Origin of the sequence: Phytoactinopolyspora endophytica (genome assembly GCF_004138495.1) — a bacterium.
GTDB classification, from domain to species: Bacteria; Actinomycetota; Actinomycetes; order Jiangellales; family Jiangellaceae; genus Phytoactinopolyspora; species Phytoactinopolyspora endophytica.
Genome location: NZ_ML142867.1, coordinates 115,630 through 133,405, shown reverse-complemented (window position 1 = coordinate 133,405; position 17,776 = coordinate 115,630). Strand labels below are relative to the sequence as shown.

The following is a 17,776-nucleotide window of genomic DNA, read 5'->3' as shown; positions in this document are numbered from 1 at the left end:
GGTGTGTCGACGAGTTCGCCGTCGATGTCGAAGAACCTCAGGCAGACGTCGCCGACCGCGCCGGCGGATCGCAGCTCGTCTTGGTCTTGTTTGGAGACGGCGTTGCCGGACGATTCGAGCAGTGGTGAGGGTTCGAGGCACCCGATGCCGACGAGGCCGACGGTGAGGTCGTCCCACTCCGGCGGGACGTCGTGGATCGACGGGTCGGAGAGCAGGGCGTCTCGGACGCTACTGTTCGCGACGATGCCGGGGGCGGGCAGGAACGTCGTGCCTGCCCCGGTGACCTGGGCCAGGCGGTCTGCGAGGTGGGTCGCTTGGACCTGGACGTTGGCCGAGCCGACTCCGCCGATCATCTGCACGACCTTGACGGCGCTACGGATGGTGCGGGGCTGCATCGAGTCGACGGTGGCGAGCAGCGTGGCTGACCAGGAGGAGATCCCTACATGGTCGGAGCCGGTCAGCGTCGCCTCCAGGTAGCTGCCTGCCGCGCTGCCGAGCGCTGCGAGCAGGGCCGAGTCGCCTTCTCCGGAGACCTCGGTGATGACGACGTCGGCCAGCTCGTACCGGTCGCGGATGGCGTCCTCGATGTCGGAGTAGATCCCGCTGGGCGGGATGACGACTGTACGGACGATCCCTAGGTCGACGGCTTCCTTGAGGAGTCTAGAGACGCGCGATTGGGAGAGGTGCAAACGCGCGGCGATCTCGGGCTGACGCAGGCCTTGCTCGTGGTACATGCGGGCGACCTTGGTCAGCATGCCTAGGCGCTCGAGCTGTGGTGGCCTCCGCGTCTGTGGTTCGGCACGCGTCTGCGGTCCGGTAGCCGTCACTGGCCCTCTTTCGCTCGAATCTGGTGCGCCGCGGCCAGTGTACCTAGTGGTAGAGGGCGCGCTGGACGATCCGGTGGGCGGCGAGCGCGTCGTGGTTCGCCTGCGCCTCGCGGAGTCCCTCCACGTCGAGCACGTCGAGTGCGGTGTGGATGCGTTTGAGGAAGTCGATGGCGAGGTCGGCGGCTTCGACGCTGTCCTCGCGGAAGGGGAACTGGTCGAGTTGCCACACGCCGTGCCAATCGTTCTTCTTCAGCACCCAGAAGAACTCGAACAACTCGATCGGGTGCACGGTTCCGGCGACCATGTCGTCGTCCCAACCCCGGAGGTTGTCGTTGACGTCCATGCCGAACAGACGCCCGTAGTCGATGGCGAGCTGGGCCGAGTCGGCCGGCGATTCGCCGCCGTAGAGGGCGTGGCCGAAGTCGAGCAGGATGCCTACGTTCGGCAGCCCGATCTTCTCGATGCCGAGCAGGGTCCGGGCCACGGAGTCGTAGCTCATGTGTACCCGGGGTTCGCGAGGCTTGTACTCGATGACGAATCTCAGATCCGGGTTCTCCTGCGCCAGCCGGCCGACGCCGTCGAGCGAGTGCTTCCACAGTGCCCCGTGGTCGACCTGGAACGGGTAATCCCAGCCGTCCTGGCCCGGCCAGAGCTTGACGTAGCTGGCTCCGAAGTGACGGACGACGTCGGCCGCTTTGGTGACGAGGTCGTGGGCGAGCTCGCGGACACCCGGATCTGGGTTGGTGAACGACCCCTTGGCGAAGGTGCGCGTGTAGATCTCGGGCGTGATCCCGATGACGCCGAGCCCGGCCTCCTTCAACGCGGCCGCGACGTCGTCGTTGGAGAAGTCGCCACCGAAGAAGGGGTAGTTGAGGTCGACCACCGAGAGGTCCCGGACCTTTCCGGCGAGGCGGATCGCGTCGATGATGCTGCGTGGTTCGCCGTATCCGTCGGTGGCGTAGCGGTCGACGTAGGTGGCGAAGTGCCAGATTCCTGCGCCGAAGAGCTGCTCGCGGTCGCTCATGGGTGCTCCTTTGCGGTGGTTGATGCGGCAGGGTGGAGCCGGGACATGGCGACGGCAGCGTGCCACTGCTCGCGTCGGGTGCCGGCCTCGCCGGTGTCCATGGCGGGTGTGAAGACGGTCCGCGGCCGAGGCAGTCCGGCGAGTTCGTCGTCGGTCCAGAAGCCGGCGGTCAGGCCTGCGAGATGCGCGGCGCCGACGGCGGAAAGTTCGGCGGTGTCGGCGCGATGGACGGTGCGCTGGCTGAAATCGGCTTGAAGTTGCATGAGGAACGGATTGCCGGTCGGTCCGCCGTCGGCGAGGATCGGCGCGTCTCCCGGGAGGTCTGCCGCTGCCAGCACGTCTTCCACCTGAAGGACGATCGACTCGAGCGCGGCCCGCGCGATGACGTCCGTGTCGGTGTCGAAGGTGAGCCCGGTGATGACGCCGGCGGCGCCCTCGTCCCACCAAGGCGCACCCAGGCCGGCGAACGCGGGGACGAGGTCCACCCCGCAGTGGCTAGGCGCCTGCGACGCCGCCATGGCGAGCTCGTCGGGGGTCAGTCGCAGCAGCCGCGCAAGCCAGGTGAGCGTGCTTCCGGTCGAGAGAACGTTGCCCTCGAACGCGTAGACAGTCTCAGGTGCCGCCCACGCGATCGTGCTCACCAGGCCGGCAGGTGCGGGCGTGCTGCGGCCGTCGCCGATGCCGAGAACGCTCGAGCCCGTCCCGTAAGTGACCTTGACCGACGGTTGCATAAAGGCGCCGTGGGCGTAGAACGCGGCGTGGGAGTCGGCGAGGACGCCGGTGATCCGGACGCCTTCGAGGCCGTCGATGCCTCGGATCGGCGACGACGGCAGATTCGACGGCACGACGTCCGGGAGCACGCTCACCGGGATGTCGAAAATGTCCAGCAGCGCCGGGCTCCACCGAGCGTTGGACAGCTCCAGGAGCTGGGTCCGGCTGGCGTTCCCTTGTTCGATCCTGCGCTCGCCGGTCAGGCAGGCGAGGATCCACGCGTCGACTGTTCCCGCGGTGACATCGGCCGTGCCGTCGGCGGCGCCGACGAGCCAGTTCAGCTTGAGTGCGGAGAACATCGGGCTGATCGGAAGGCCCGACGTATCCCGCACCGCCCGGTCGTGCACCTTGAGTCGAGCGGCGAGTTCGGCGGTGCGACGATCCTGCCAACTGATGAGCGGGCTGACCGGCTGACCTGTGCGGCTGTCCCACAGCAACACCGACTCACGCTGGGAGCTGACACCCACCGCCGCCACCGGCTGATCGAGTCGCGTACAGAGCCTGCTGAGCGCCGTGCGGACACTGTCGATGATCTCGTGAGGATCCTGCTCCGCCCATCCCGGCTGCGGGAACGTCTGGCCGGTAGGCACGGACTCGTGCGCGACGACGTCGCCGGCGTGATCGAGCGCGATCGCCTTGGTGGATCCGGTTCCCTGATCGACGGCGATCACGTACCCCGTGCGCCGGCTCATTCGGTGAGCAACTCCTTCACCGCAGTGACGATACCGTCAACGTTCAGCCCGAAATGGTCCAGGAGATACGCCGTGCTGCCGGTGGGAGCGAACTCGTTCACCCCGAGTATCCGCATCGGCGCCCTGGCTGGTGCCGGGAGCTGTGCGACGACGGAGGCGACGGCCGCGCCGAGCCCTCCGGACACGCTGGCCTCTTCGGCGGTGACAATACCGCGCGTCGCACCGGCGGCCGCGGTAATGGCCTCGATGTCGAGCGGTGCGATGTATGCAGCGTCCAGCACGCGGACGGACACCCCGGCGGCGGCGAGGACGTCGGCTGCCTGTAGTGCCCGGGAGACCATGGTCCCGGTGGCGATCACCGTCACGTCGTCGCCGTCGCGAACGGTCGAGAAGCGTCCCCGGACGAGCTTCGCCGCGCCATGCGTGACGTCGGGAACTTTGAACCGCCCGACGCGGATGAACGTGGGCCGTGGGTGCGAAGCCGCCTGCCGCACGGCGAGCCGGGTCTGTTCCGCGTCCGCGGGGACGACGATGTCCAGACCGGGCAGGGCGCGGAGCCAGCTGAGGTCCTCGACCGAATGGTGGGTCGGGCCGAGCTCGCCGTAGGCCATGCCCGGGCTCATCCCGCACAGGATCACATTGTGCTGGCTGTACGCGATGTCGGCCTTGATCTGTTCCAGTGCGCGCCCGGTCAGGAACGGCGACGCGCCGCAGACGAACGGGATCAGGCCGCGGGCGGCGAGGCCTGCGCCGACGCCGACCATGTTCTGTTCGGCGATGCCGACGTTGATGACTCGGTCCGGGAACTCCGCGCGGAACTTCACCAGATTGCTCGAGCCGACGGAGTCGTTGCAGACCGCGACGATCCGCTCGTCCCGGTGTGCGATGTCGATAAGTTCCTCGGCGAACGCCACGCGATTGTCGAACACAGGCTCGTCGAACGGCGGTACGTCCGAGATCGTCGTCTGTTCCCTCACGCCGGCTCCAGCTCTGCGAGCGCGCGCCGCACTTGCTCGGCGTCCGGCACCTTGTGGTGCCATTCGACGCGGTCCTCCATGAACGAGACCCCTTTGCCCTTGATGGTGTTGGCGATGATCGCGACGGGTCGGTCGCTCGGCGTCGTCAGCGCGGTGAGCAGCTGGCCGAAGTCGTGGCCGTCAACCTCCCGGACGTCCCAGCCGAAGCTCGCCAGCTTTGTGTCCAACGGATCCAGGCCGTTCGTCTCCTCGGTCCGGGCACCCTGCTGGAGCCGGTTGCGGTCGACGATCAGGGTCAGGTTGTCCAGGTGGTACTGGGCGGCGGACATGAGTGCCTCCCAGTTGCTGCCTTCCTGCATCTCGCCGTCGCCGGTGACGACGTAGGTCCGGGCGTCCGAACCGGTGAGCTTGGCCGCGATGGCGGTGCCGACGCCGACCGGCAGGCCGTGGCCGAGCGGCCCGGTGCTGGTCTCCACCCCGGCCACTTTCCCTCGGCTCGGGTGACCGTTCAGTGCGGAGCCGGGCGCCATGAAGGTGTCCAGCTCGCGCTCGTCGACGTACCCGGCCGCGGCGAGCGTGGAGTAGAGCGCGGCGGCGCAGTGGCCTTTGCTCAGGATGAAGCAGTCCCGATCGGGCGCCGTCGGTTCGTTCGGATCGACCCGCATGACGCCGAAGAAGACAGAAGTGAGGATGTCGGTGGCGGACAGATCCCCGCCGATGTGACCGGCGCCGGCCTGGTCGATCATGCGGATGATCGACCGCCGGGTGCGCTGTGCGCGGGCGCGTAGGCGTTCACCTGCGGCCGTGGTGGGCAGCTGGGCGATCTCCGAGCGCTCGGCCTGCCAGTCCCGCAGCGAATCTGGTGCAGCAATCATCATGAGCATACCTAGTCAGGAGCGAATGGGTGTGCCCATAATGTCGCATCCGGGAGGGCGGCGCAAGTGCAAAGTCATGTCCATTCAATAGCGGGTGGAATTGCACACATGGTGGAACGGTGCTACAGTCCCCGGACACAAGGCCTCACACGCTGCGCAAACCGTGACCGGCTTCTCGGGGGCGCAACGGGACGTCGGCGCCACGCGGCCGCAGGTGTCCCGCCAACTTAAGCATTGGAGAGCTCATGAGCCGGACTTTCTCCTCCGAGTCCCGCCTGAGCGCGGTCCTCGCCAATCCGAGGGCCAGAGCGCTGCTGGAAAAGGCGGTCCCTGGGGTCGCCAACTCACCCATGGTGCAGAATCTCAGCAGCATGCCCGTGGGTGTCCTCGTCGATCGCGATCCGGCGATGCGAGTAGACGAGCAGGCACGCAAGCAGTTCTGGGAAGAGATGGCCCAGATCGACGACACCACGCCGCCGCGGGTCGAGGCTGCCCCGATCGAGCCACGCCTTGACTACGAGCCCGACGACGTCGCGGAAGGTTCGGCAGCCGTTCGCGCTGCCGGATCAGGTCCGGTGCACGCCCCGTTCGAGATCGCCTTCGACGGCCCGGCGCACGGCAACCCCTTCGTCGACGTCGAGCTCACGGTGACCTTCGTGTCGCCCGCCGGCTCCGAGCTGCGCGTCGGTGGGTTCTACGACGGGGACGGGCGCTACCTGGTCCGCCTTCTGCCTGAAGAGACAGGCACGTGGCGATTCACGTCGTCGTCGACGGCCCGATCGCTGAACGGCGTCTCGAGCACGTTCGAGATCACGCCGTCTGAGAACCCCGGCCGGGTGCGGGTCGCGGATCAGTTTCATTTCCGGCACGCCGACGGGACTCGGTACGCCCCGTTCGGCACGACGGCATACGCGTGGACGCACCAAGGTGATGACCTGGAAGCGCAGACACTCGCATCGTTGCAGGCGTCGCCGTTCAACAAGGTGCGGATGTGTGTGTTCCCGAAGTCGTACCTCTACAACACGAACGAACCGCCCCGATACCCGTACGCCCGGAACGAGGACGGCGGCTGGGACACCACGCGATTCGACGTCGAGTACTTCCGTCACCTGGAGAACCGCATCGCCCAGCTCGACGCGATCGGCGTGCAGGCGGACCTCATAATCTTCCATCCGTACGACCGGTGGGGTTTCGCCGACCTGGGCCGGGCCGCCGATGACCGATACGTGACGTACCTGGTCAGGCGGCTCGCCGCATATCCCAATATCTGGTGGTCGATGGCGAACGAGTACGACCTGATGTGGACGAAGAGCATCGAGGACTGGGAACGGCTCGCCGCCGTCGTTGTCGACAACGATCACGCCGGCCACCTCATCTCGATCCACAACTGCTTCGGCTTCTACGACTACTCGAAGCCGTGGATTACCCACGCCAGCATGCAGCGGATCGACGTCTATCGAACGGCCGAGAACATCGACGCCTGGCGCGAGGAGTGGGGCAAGGCGGTCGTCGTCGACGAATGCGCCTACGAGGGCGACCTCGATCAGGGGTGGGGCAACATCACCGCGGAGGAGATGGTCCGTCGCTGCTGGGAGGGTGCCGTCCGCGGCGGCTACGTGCAGCACGGCGAGACCTACTTCGCCGACGACGAGGTCATCTGGTGGGCGAAGGGCGGGGTGTTGAAGGGCGACAGCCCGGAACGGATCCGGTTCCTGGCCTCCATCGTGGCCGAGGCGCCACGCGGCGTCCTCGACCCGTTGCCATCCGAGTGGGACACGCCGTGGGGCGGCGTGGCGGGGGAGTACGTCATTCTCTACTTCGGGTTCAACCGCCCCCGCTTCCGTACCGTGTCCCTCCCGCCGGGGGTCCGGTACCGCGTCGAGGTCATTGACACCTGGAACATGACGATCGAACCCGTCGACGGCACTTACGAGGGCACGTTCACCATCCAGCTACCCGGCCGGCAGTACGTGGCGCTGCGCCTCACGGCGGCGGAGTAGGCCACCAACCGTCACCACACGCCGGCGGCGACGAGCCACGCCCGCCGCCGAAAGCATCACACCGACTCAACGAGGAGCAGGGCCATGAAGAGACATGCCATCCTGGGCACCGCGCTGGCCGCCGCATTGGCCTTGGCCGCGTGCGGAAGCGACACGTCATCGCCGTCGTCGTCGTCCGGCGGCGATGACGGCGGCGGCAGTAGCGGCGGGACGTTGACCCTGGGCGCCATCGGCGCGCCGGCGACGTTCGATCCGGCCGGGAGCGAGTGGGGCAACTACGCCCCCTTCTACCAGGCGGTGTACGACACGCTGCTGCTCATGACGCCCGAGGGCGAGATTGAGCCGTTCCTGGCCACCGACTGGTCGTACAACGACGACAACACGGTGCTCACGCTGACGCTGCGCGACGATGTGGAGTTCACCGACGGCTCGATGCTCACCGCCGACGTCGTCAAGGAGAATCTCGAGCGGTTCAAGAACGGCGACTCGCCGGACGCCGGTTACCTCGCCGGTGTGGACGAGGCCGTGGCGGTCGACGAGACGACCGTGGAGATCCGCCTCGCCGCCCCGGACCCGGCGTTGCTCAACTACCTCACCCGCGACCCCGGACTCGTCGCCAGCGGCGAGGTCCTCGACAACGAGGATCTCGCCACCGACCCGGTGGGATCCGGTCCGTACGTCCTCGACACCGGCGCTACCGTCACGGGCAACAGCTACGTCTACACGCAGAACCCCGACTACTGGAATCCGGACCTCCAGCACTACGACGCCGTCACCATCAAGGTGTTCGAGGACCCCACTGCGGCGCTCAACGCGGTCAAGGCGGGCGAGGCGAACGGCGTCAAGCTGTCCACCAACGACAACCTGGAGGAGGTCGGGGCTGCCGGGTGGACGGTGCACGCCGACGAGCTCAACTTCCACGGCCTGCTCCTGCTCGACCGCGGCGGCACCATGAACGAGGCACTCGGTGACCTCAGAGTCCGCCAGGCGCTGAACTACGCCTTCGACCGGGAAGGGCTGCTGCAAGCGATAGAACAGGGCCACGGCACAGTGACCACGCAGGTCTTCCCGGAGTCCTCCGAGGCGTTCGACCCGGCGCTCGACGACCGCTACACCTACGACCCGCAGAAGGCCCGCGACCTGCTGGCCGAAGCGGGCTACGCGGACAACCTGACCCTGTCCATGCCGACGTCCGCGGTGCTCGGCTCGACGACGTTCACGCTGCTGGAGCAGCAGCTCGCCGACGTCGGCGTCACGGTCGAGTACACCGATCCGGGGAACAACTACATCGCCGACATGCTGGCGCCGAAGTTCCCGCTGGCGTTCATGGCGCTGGAGCAGAACCCCGACTGGCAGCTCATCCAGTTCATGGTCGGGCCCAACGCCGTGTTCAACCCGTTCAAGTACGAGGATCCCGAGGTCAACGAGCTGATGGAGCGCATACAGTTCGGTGACGAGGACGAGCAGGCCGCCGCGGCGGGCGAACTCAACGCCTACCTCGTCGAGCAGGCCTGGTTCGCCCCGTTCTACCGGGCGCAGGGCAGCTTCGCCACGGATCCCGCCACCGCGGTCGAGCTCGTACCGACCAACGCCTATCCGACGATCTACGATTTCCGGCCGGCGAGCTAGGCATAGTCCCCGGCTCGCCACACGACGGGAGTGGCCCATGCTTCGATTCGTGCTTCGGCGCCTGGCTTCCGGCGCCGGTCTGGTCCTCGTCATCACGACGATCGCGTACGCGCTGCTCTACGCTGGCGGCGGCGACATTGCCCGCCGCATCCTGGGCCAGAACGCCAGCCAGGAGCAGGTGGCGCAGAAGGCGGCCAACCTCGGTCTGGACCGGCCGCTGTGGGAGCAGTACACGGACTGGCTGGGGCAGGCAGTGACCGGGGAGTTCGGCCGGTCCTGGTTCAACGGCCAGCTGGTGACGACGAGCGTGACCGGCCGGCTCGCGGTCACGCTGTCCCTGGTCCTGGGCGCGACGCTGGTGGCCGCGGCCATCGCCGTCGTGCTGGGGGTTCTCGCCGCCGTCCGGCGCGGCTGGATCGACCGGTTCGTGCAGTTCGTCTCCGTCCTGGGGTTCGCCGTTCCGGGTTTCCTGCTGGCCCTGGGGCTGGTGCTGCTCTTCGCGATCAATCTGGGGTTGTTCAGGGCGACCGGGTACACGCCGATCACGACGTCCTTCACGGGATGGCTGGCGTCGGTCACGCTGCCGATCGCCGCCTTGTCCATCAGCGCGATCGCGGCCGTGGCGCAGCAGGTGCGCGGTTCGGTGATCGACGCTCTGCACCGTGACTACGTGCGCACGCTGCGCAGCCGGGGCCTCGGTTTCCGCCGGGTGGTGTTCAAGCATGTGCTGCGTAATGCGGGCGGCCCAGCGCTGGCCGTGCTGGCGGTGCAGTTCATCGGGTTGCTGGGCGGCGCGGTGATCGTCGAGCAGGTGTTTGCGATTCCGGGTCTGGGGCAACTTGCCGTGCAGGCCACCACGTCGGGTGACATTCCGATCGTCATGGGTCTGGTGCTCGCTACGGCCGTCGTCGTAGTGGTGGTGAACCTGGTGATCGATGTGTTGCAGGCGGCGCTCAACCCGAAGGTGAGGCTGTCGTGAGTGAGGCATCGAACCCGGCGCTCGAGACGCCGTCGGCCGTCGTGGCCAAGGTGTCGCTGTTCCGGCGCCTGCTGCGCAACCCGACGGCGGTCGCTGCGCTGGGCTTCCTGGCGGTGGTCGCTGTCGTGGCGGTCGCCGGCTCGTTCATCGCGCCGCGCGATCCGAACCTGGCGTCGCTGCAGGACATCCTCCGTCCGCCGGGCTCGGAGTACCTGCTGGGGACGGACGGTTCCGGACGCGATGTGCTGTCGCGCCTGCTCGTCGCCACTCAGATCAGCATCGCGGCCGCGATGCTGGCCTTGGCCGTGGCGCTGGTCATCGGCGTGGCCGGTGGTCTGCTGGCCGGCTACTACGGTCGGTGGTTCGACACCGTCTCGACCTGGCTGACCAGCCTGATCATGGCGCTGCCCGGGATCGTGGTGCTGCTGGCCGCGCGGTCGGTGCTCGGACCGTCGGTGTGGCTGTCCATGGCGATCTTCGGCGTGCTGTTGTCGCCGGCCTTCTTCCGGCTGGTCTATGCCGCCGTGACCGCGGTGCGCAACGAGCTGTACGTGGACGCGGCCCGGGTCTCCGGTCTCGGCGACGGGCGCATCATCGGCCGGCACATCCTCTCCGTGGTGCGGGCTCCGATCACCATCCAGTCGGCGATCGTCACCGGCATCGCGATCGCCATCCAGTCCGGCCTGGAGTTCCTCGGGCTCGGCGACCTGTCGGTGCCGACCTGGGGCAGCATGCTCAACGAAGGCTTCGACAACATCTACCGGGAACCGTTGCTGATGCTGTGGCCCGCGCTGGCCATCGCGCTTACCACGATCGCGCTGACCCTGTTCGCCAACGTCATGCGCGATGAGATGGAACGCACCGGTGCCAAGTCCCGGCGCCGGCGGAAGGGCAGGGACCACCGGCCGGATACCTCGCGCAGGCGGGACCATCCAGATAATCCGGACCATACGGCCCGTCCGGAGCAGGCGCGGCATCCGGTGGTGGAGCACCCGGACGACCCGCGCGATGCGGACGGCGGGCTGGGTGAGGACCTGCTGCGGATCGAGGATCTGCGGGTCGGTTATCACCAGGCCGACGGCGGCGTTGCCGGAGTGGTCCACGGGATCGACCTGCGCGTGCGCCGCGGCGAGGTGCACGGCTTGATCGGGGAATCGGGGTCCGGCAAGACGCAGACCGCGTTCGCCGTGCTGGGCCTGCTTCCCGATGGCGGCCGGGTGCTGGGCGGGGCCATCCGGTTCGGTGGCGCGGAGCTGGCGGGCGCCGGTGAGCGCGACTATCTGCGCGTCCGCGGCCGGAAGATCGGCTACATCCCGCAGGAGCCGATGAGTAATCTCGACCCGGCATTCACGGTGGGCAGCCAGCTGGTCGAGCCGTTGCGCGTGACGCTCGGCCTCGGAAAGAAGGATGCGGTCGAGCGGGCGCTCGCGCTGCTCGACCGCGTCGGCATCCCGGAGCCGCGCCGCACCTTCGCCGCCTACCCGCACGAGATCTCGGGCGGCATGGCGCAGCGCGTGCTCATCGCGGGCGCGGTCTCGACCGATCCCGAGCTGCTCATCGCCGACGAGCCGACGACCGCACTCGACGTCACGGTGCAGGCCGAGGTGCTGGACCTGCTGCGCGACCTTCAGGAGGAGCGAAACATGGGGTTGCTGCTGGTCACGCACAACTTCGGTGTTGTCGCTGACCTGTGCGACCGGGTCTCGGTGATGCAGGACGGGCGGATCGTGGAGACCGGCCCGGTCCGGGCCATCTTCCGTGCCGCTGAGCACCAATACACGCGGTCGCTGCTCGAGGCGATCCTCGACGACGGCGAGCCGCGGGGTGCACTGGTCCGGGCCGACGTGAAGGGCGGTGTGCGATGACCGCGGAACCGCTACTCGATGTACGCGACCTCGACGTGGTGTATCCCGGCAAGGGGTTCCGGGCTTCGGGCTTTCGCGCACTGAACGGGGTGTCGCTCGACATCCTGGAGAACGAGACGGTCGGGCTGGTGGGGGAGTCCGGTTCCGGCAAGACCACTCTCGGGCGTGCGGTGCTCGGGCTCGCACCGGTCACCGCCGGACGGATCGAGTACCGCGGGCGCGACATCGCGCACCTGTCACGGCGGGAACGGCGGGCGTTGAGCAGCGAGATCCAGGTGGTGTTCCAGGATCCGTACAGCTCGCTCAGCCCTGCGATGACCATCGAGCAGATCCTCGCCGAGCCCCTCACCGCGGGCGGAACGGAGGGCAAGACGGCCCGGGCGCGGGTGGCAGGCCTGCTCGACGCGGTACACCTGCCCGCCGACGCCGGCTCCCGGCTGCCGCGCGAGTTCAGCGGCGGCCAGCGGCAACGCATCGCCATCGCCCGGGCACTTGCGCTCGACCCGAAGCTGATCATCTGTGACGAGCCGGTCTCCGCGCTGGACCTGTCCACCCAGGCGCGGGTGCTCGACCTGTTCATCGAGATCCAGGAGCGCAACGGCGTGGCCTACCTGTTCATCTCACACGACCTCGCCGTGGTGCGGCACATCAGCCATCGGGTCGCGGTCATGTACCGCGGCGAGATCGTCGAATCCGGCGACGGCGACCAGGTCACCGCGCACCCCGATCACCCCTACACCCAGCGGCTGCTCATGGCCGCACCCGTTCCCGATCCGGACCGTCAAGAGCAGCGACGCGCCGACCGGCACCGCCTGCTGGCCGCCCAGGCCGAGGCAGACGAGCAGGCCGGCGCCGCGATCGGCATCGGCTGAACGCTCCAACGCACCCGCTGCCCAGACCACGGCACGACCCCGACTCAACGAGGAGCAGGCACATGAAGAGTCACGCCATACGTGGCGCCGCGCTGATCACCACGTCCCTTGTCGCTGCGTCTGTCGTAGCCGGTGGCGCGGCCGCCACAGCCGCTACAGCTGCTGCGGGAGGTCACGAGCTCACCGTCGTGGACTCCACCGTCATCACCGAGGTGACACCACTCGGCCTCAAGGTCACCGGCCTCGCGGTCGAGTACGACGGCGTCGTCCACGTCGGCCGCGATGCCATCGACGAGGACGCGTTCGACGTCGAGGCCACCCTGGAGCGCCCGGGGGCCGAGCCACTCGTCGGGGATCGCACGGTGGTCGACGCCTACACGAACCGGACGCCGGAGTTCACCGACCGGCAGCGGCCCGGCAGGTTCGTCATCCTGGAGCTGCATGAGAACGACGACCTCGCCGGCGCCTCCTACAACGACGTTTACACGCGGTTCTACGACCTCGACGGCGCGTACGACGTGGCCCAGGTCATGGACATCGACGCGCGGCCACACACGATCGAGGCCCAGCCCGGCAACGTATTGGCCAATTCGGCCGTCGATACCCTGATCGTCGACGAGTACGACGGCGGAACGTTCGACGCCGAAGCGGGTGTGACCCTGCCGTACCGGATGTACTCGCCGGACGTGACGGGTCGGAAGACCTACCCGCTGGTGGTCACGCTGCACGGCTACGGCGAGAGCGGGACGAACAACGTCAGCCAGATCGCCGGCAACCAGATCTCGGTGGCGTTCGCCGATCCCGAACGTCAGGCCCGGCACCCGGCCTTCGTCCTGTCCCCGCAAGCGGATCCGCTGACGCCGGACACCGGCGGCTGGTGGGATCCGCCGATGCAGGAGGCCGTCGTCGAGCTGGTGCGCAAGACGCTGGCGGAGAATCCGGCCATCGACCCGGACCGGGTCTATCTCACCGGTCTATCTATGGGGTCGTACGGATCCTGGGGCCTGCTGCCCGAATACCACGACCTCTTCGCCGGCGCGATCCTCGTCTGCGGCGCCGGCGGCGACGAGGCGGCGGCCGCGTCGACATTGGGCGAATTCCCGATCTGGGCCGTGCACTCTATCGACGACTCGATCGTCGCCTACGACCAGCCGGGCTCGGACTACCGCATCTTCACCGCGATCGAGGCGGCCGGCTACCCGGTCACGTGGAGCGAGTGGGCAGGCACTGCCCCGGACGCGGCCCAAGAGGCGTACGCCGCCGAGGCGCGCGACCGAGCGCTCGCGACAAGGAGCAACCACATCTTCACCACGTTCCCCGCCGGCACGACGCCCCTGTTCGATCACGGTTCGTGGATCCCGACCTACACGAACGACGTCATCATCGACTGGCTGTTCGCCCAGTAACCGACGGTTCGCACGGAATCCGGCGTCCGGATAGGGAGACGCAGCCGGCGACGGTGATGTGTTCCTACAACAAGATCAACGGCGTGTATGCCTCGGAGAACCGGTGGCTGCTCACCGAGGTGCTGCGGGGCGATTGGGGATTCCGGGGTGCGGTGGTCTCCGACTGCGGCGCGGTCCTCGACCGGGTGGCCGCCCTGAAGGCGGGCCTCGACCTGCAGATGCCCGGCACCGGAGGCGCGACCGACGCCGAGATCGTGGAGGCGGTCCGCCGCGGCGAGGTGGACGAGGCTCTAGTCGAGGCGAGTGTGCGACGGGTGATCGCCCTGACTGGGCGTGGCGCGGCGGCCGCCGACGAACGCGGCCGACGGGGCCGGCGGCGTCGACCTGGACGAGCATCATGACCTGGCCCGCCGTTTGGCCGCAGACTGCGCGGTCCTGCTGAAGAACGACGGCCCGGTGCTGCCCCTGGAGAGCGCCGGGACCCTCGCGGTGATCGGGCACTTCGCCGAGGCTCCGCGCTTCCAAGGCGGCGGAAGCTCACACATCAACGCGCACCAGACCGACTCCGCGCTGGACGCCATGCGGGTGCTGGCGGCCGAGCATGGCCAGACCTTGCGGTACGCGCCAGGCTTCGCGCTCGAGGAGCGCAGCGACTCAGCGGCCCTGCGTGCCGAGGTCGTTCGGGCAGCGGAGGATGCGGACGTAGCCGTGGTGTTCGTCGGACTTGCCGATCACGACGAGTCCGAAGGCTTCGACCGAGAGCACCTCGATCTACCGTCGGCCCAGGTCGAGCTGATCCGTGAGGTCGCTACGGTAGCCGCCCTTGCTCTTGTCGCCTCGCTGCAGCGATGGTCCGGCACGAGCGAAGCCGACGACAGCGATCAAGGCCAGGATGTTCTGAACCTGATCGGCTCGATGCCGATGAGAACGTTCCGCAACTTCCCAGGGGTGAATGTGCCCACCGAGACACTCGAACAGCTGATGGCCGCGAGCAACGACGGCAGCAGGGGCGTAGCAGCGAATTCCGCGTAGCTCTCGTGTGCACGCGTATCGGACGCGTCGAGCAGTGCCGACCCGCTCACCTCATCGTTATTACGTGTTATGCAGGAACTCTGGCTCGGGTCACTCCGGGCACGAGTCGGCGACGCGCAGCGGACCGTCGCCTGCAACAGCAACTGAGTTGCCGCGGCCGTCCGGGGCGATCACGCTCAGCGCACGCCACACGTTCCACCACTGAACACCGGCGCCGCGACCGCCTCGACCATCGACGATCGAGGCGCACGATAGCACTATCCGTAATACGGAAAACAATTTTTGGTCGAGTCGCTTGACCTAAGTTAAGGTCTGGACGGCCATGCTGCGGGTGCTCGGCGGTTGGGTCGCCCGAGCATCCCTTTGGCGTGTGCGTATGGGGTTATTGCACGTCAAAAAGGGTTAGTGCGATGTGACATCATTCTGCGTCACCCTCTTGACGCGCGCGGCTTGGCCTCCCTAGACTCCCACCCACTGAGCAGGTGGTTGGACCAATTCCTCCGGAGAGGTGGTATCCGATGGGCCTGAGAGAAGCGTGGTGGCGGCAGCCGCTCCGCGTATTCCAGACAACCTGTGGGCTCCCAGCAGGCAGATAGACCCCTGACGTGGCGACCGATTGCCATGACGAGTGGGGAAAACCAGTTTCGATAGTCGATCAAAGGTGAGGACTATGCGCACTCAGACCATAACCGCAGTTCAGTGGCCGCCGCGTGGCCTCCGGACGCCGGCCGTTGCAGCATTCCTGCTCTCCGCGGCGCTTGTACTTCAGGGATGCACATCGTCCGACGACAACTCCGACGGACAAGACGACTCCAACGGACAAGTTGAACTCGTCTTCTTCAACCAGTCACGCGGCCAGGAGGAGACCCTGACCGAGCTCGCCGCCGACTATGAAGATCAGACCGGCGTCGGAGTCACCATCGAGACCCCTGGCCCTGGGAACTACCTTCAGGATCTCCAGTCCAGGGCTCAGGCGGAAAGGATGCCAGACCTCTACTCAGCGACGGACCCCTTCGAGATGGCTCCGTACTACAATGCCGGATGGGCGATGGAACTGAGCTCTGAGCTCGACGGCGAGTGGGGAGAGACCTTCAGCCCTGCCGCCGTCGATCTGTGGCGGTTCGCCGACGGGAACAACCTTGACGTCCCCGAAGGCATCTACTCCGTCCACTGGGAAACGGCCCTCTACGCCATGCTCGTCGCGGAGTCCACGGGTATCAGCCCTGACGCACCGCCAGAGACCATGAGCGAGTTGACGACAGAACTGAGCGAGGAAGACGCCCAGTTCTCTGTCGCCGCGTCACTGGCGCACCGGCTGCTGTTGAGCTATGCGTCCAACTTCATGACCGATGAGGAGCTCGAGGCAACGCTGGCAGGCCGTGCCAGCTGGGAGACTGACGCATGGCGCGAGACGTTCCAACTGCTGATCGACCTCCGGGATGCGGGCGTTGTTGCGAGCGACGAGATCCCCGGTGGCACCGAGGACAACCCGGGGGTGGAGCAGTCGTTCTTTAGTGTCCGCGATGTCGAAGCGATCTTCGACGGGACGTTTGGCATCGGTGTCCAACGCGCCACGGCGCCCGAGTTTACGGAGTACTTCTCCATGGGCGTGCCTGCTGCCGACAACGGCGCCCACGAGCCACGTGCGGTTGCGCGCAGAGGTCGAGGCGCGGTGGTGAACCCGGAGGGCGAACACCCGGACGAGGCCCTCGCCTTCGCCAGGTGGCTGACCGAGCCGGAGCAGCAACAGGTCTTCGCTGATGAGGTCGGCATGATCCCGACGAGCGCTGAGTTGCTCGACAGCGGAAGTATCCCACCTGAAATGCAAGGTTTCGCCGCTCTCGCCGAAGACGCACAAGTCCTGCCTGGCGCCTTCATGGCCGCCGACGTGGAGGACGCGATCTCTCGCGCTTCTCAGAGTATCGTCCTGGGCGAGATGTCCGTAGAGGAGGCGCTCGCCCAAGTCCAGGCTGCTCAGGACCAGAGTTCGTGACGACGCAACTTAGACACACACGTGTTCGGTCTTCCACGGTGCCGCGCCGCAGGATACGCACTAAGCATCGCAAGAACCTGATTGGCTGGCTCTTCTTGCTACCTGCGGTGGGCCTGATTGCGACCTTCACGATTGTCCCCTTTTTCCAAGCAATCCTGCTCAGTTTCCAGAGTTGGGACGGCATCAGTCCAGATATACCGTTCGTCGGCCTCGAAAACTACGACAGAGTCCTACAAGACGAGGTCTTCTGGGCGTCGATGAGGAATGTGCTCGCATTTGGGCTGATCGGCTTCGTCGCAGGCAACAGCATCGCCCTTGTTATGGCATTGGCTGTGACCCGGGTGAAGCGCGGTCAGGCGTTCTTCCGTACGGCCTTCTACCTCCCGGGTGTCTTTTCTGTGGTCGTTGTCGGCACGATGTTCCTCTGGCTATTCCAGCCACGCGTTGGCATCCTGAACACGTTGCTCGGGACCGTGGGTTTGGAGAACTTACAACAGAACTGGCTCGGCAACCCCTCCACAGCCCTGCTCTCGGTGGCCGCCACGTTCGTCTGGTACCACTGGGGATTCGCCTTTATCCTGTTCCTCGCAGGCCTTCAGGACATCCCCAGGGAGCTATACGAGGCCGCGAGCATCGACGGCGCGCGAAGCTGGGCGAAGTTTCGCTACGTCACCTGGCCGCAACTGGCACCCGTCACCTCGATCGTGAGTGTGCTCACGCTTCTCGCGGCACTGCAGATCTTCGGCACGGTCCAGGTGCTCACCTATGGCGGGCCGGGCTACAACACGATGGTGCCCACGCTGCACATCTACATCGAAGCGTTTACAAACAACC

At 67.1% G+C, this 17,776-nt stretch carries 15 protein-coding genes; 10 read left to right on the top strand and 5 right to left on the bottom strand.

From position 1 onward, the window contains the following. The 5 genes from ELR45_RS28300 to ELR45_RS28280 form a co-directional block, all read right to left on the bottom strand. Positions 1-827, bottom strand: an 827-nt coding sequence (locus ELR45_RS28300; RefSeq protein ID WP_205857423.1) for a sugar-binding transcriptional regulator, incomplete at its 3' end; no start/stop codon positions are given. Positions 828-870: 43 nt separating this feature from the next. Further along, positions 871-1,851: a sugar phosphate isomerase/epimerase family protein gene (locus ELR45_RS28295; protein WP_129669304.1), complete on the bottom strand. Its 981-nt coding sequence runs from the start codon at positions 1,849-1,851 to the stop codon at positions 871-873. After that, positions 1,848-3,314, bottom strand: a complete 1,467-nt coding sequence (locus ELR45_RS28290; RefSeq protein ID WP_129669303.1) for an FGGY family carbohydrate kinase — start codon at positions 3,312-3,314, stop codon at positions 1,848-1,850. The genes ELR45_RS28295 and ELR45_RS28290 overlap by 4 nt, the downstream gene beginning before the upstream one ends. Next, complete coding sequence (locus tag ELR45_RS28285) at positions 3,311-4,291, bottom strand: transketolase family protein (protein WP_205857422.1); 981 nt, start codon at positions 4,289-4,291, stop codon at positions 3,311-3,313. The genes ELR45_RS28290 and ELR45_RS28285 overlap by 4 nt, the downstream gene beginning before the upstream one ends. Then, entirely contained in the window at positions 4,288-5,169 is an 882-nt protein-coding gene (locus tag ELR45_RS28280) for a transketolase (protein ID WP_129669301.1), read from the bottom strand. The genes ELR45_RS28285 and ELR45_RS28280 overlap by 4 nt, the downstream gene beginning before the upstream one ends. Positions 5,170-5,411: 242 nt before the next feature. Between ELR45_RS28280 and ELR45_RS28275 the strand changes: the two genes are divergently transcribed. From ELR45_RS28275 to ELR45_RS28235, 10 genes are all read left to right on the top strand, one after another. Beyond that, the gene (locus ELR45_RS28275; RefSeq protein WP_129669300.1) at positions 5,412-7,166 is read left to right on the top strand and encodes a DUF5605 domain-containing protein; all 1,755 of its coding nucleotides are present in this window, start codon (positions 5,412-5,414) and stop codon (positions 7,164-7,166) included. Positions 7,167-7,250: 84 nt separating this feature from the next. Continuing rightward, positions 7,251-8,795, top strand: coding sequence for an ABC transporter substrate-binding protein (locus tag ELR45_RS28270; protein ID WP_129669299.1), 1,545 nt, complete (start codon positions 7,251-7,253; stop codon positions 8,793-8,795). 37 nt (positions 8,796-8,832) lie between these two features. Beyond that, positions 8,833-9,774, top strand: coding sequence for an ABC transporter permease (locus ELR45_RS28265; protein WP_129669298.1), 942 nt, complete (start codon positions 8,833-8,835; stop codon positions 9,772-9,774). Then, positions 9,771-11,639: a dipeptide/oligopeptide/nickel ABC transporter permease/ATP-binding protein gene (locus tag ELR45_RS28260; protein ID WP_129669297.1), complete on the top strand. Its 1,869-nt coding sequence runs from the start codon at positions 9,771-9,773 to the stop codon at positions 11,637-11,639. The genes ELR45_RS28265 and ELR45_RS28260 overlap by 4 nt, the downstream gene beginning before the upstream one ends. Then, positions 11,636-12,511: an ATP-binding cassette domain-containing protein gene (locus ELR45_RS28255; protein ID WP_129669296.1), complete on the top strand. Its 876-nt coding sequence runs from the start codon at positions 11,636-11,638 to the stop codon at positions 12,509-12,511. Before ELR45_RS28260 ends, ELR45_RS28255 begins: the two co-directional genes overlap by 4 nt. 62 nt (positions 12,512-12,573) lie before the next feature. After that, on the top strand, positions 12,574-13,917 hold the full coding sequence (locus tag ELR45_RS28250; RefSeq protein WP_129669295.1) for a phospholipase: 1,344 nt from the start codon (positions 12,574-12,576) through the stop codon (positions 13,915-13,917). 56 nt (positions 13,918-13,973) lie between these two features. Further along, a complete protein-coding gene (locus ELR45_RS39390; RefSeq protein WP_240760210.1) occupies positions 13,974-14,318 on the top strand; it encodes a glycoside hydrolase family 3 N-terminal domain-containing protein in 345 nt (114 codons plus the stop codon). Next, complete coding sequence (locus tag ELR45_RS28245; RefSeq protein ID WP_205857420.1) at positions 14,251-14,949, top strand: glycoside hydrolase family 3 protein; 699 nt, start codon at positions 14,251-14,253, stop codon at positions 14,947-14,949. Before ELR45_RS39390 ends, ELR45_RS28245 begins: the two co-directional genes overlap by 68 nt. Positions 14,950-15,619: 670 nt before the next feature. Then, positions 15,620-16,942: an ABC transporter substrate-binding protein gene (locus ELR45_RS28240; RefSeq protein WP_129669294.1), complete on the top strand. Its 1,323-nt coding sequence runs from the start codon at positions 15,620-15,622 to the stop codon at positions 16,940-16,942. A gap of 38 nt (positions 16,943-16,980) precedes the next feature. Beyond that, positions 16,981-17,776 (top strand): carbohydrate ABC transporter permease (locus ELR45_RS28235; protein WP_240760205.1); only part of this gene is annotated, 796 nt, incomplete at its 3' end.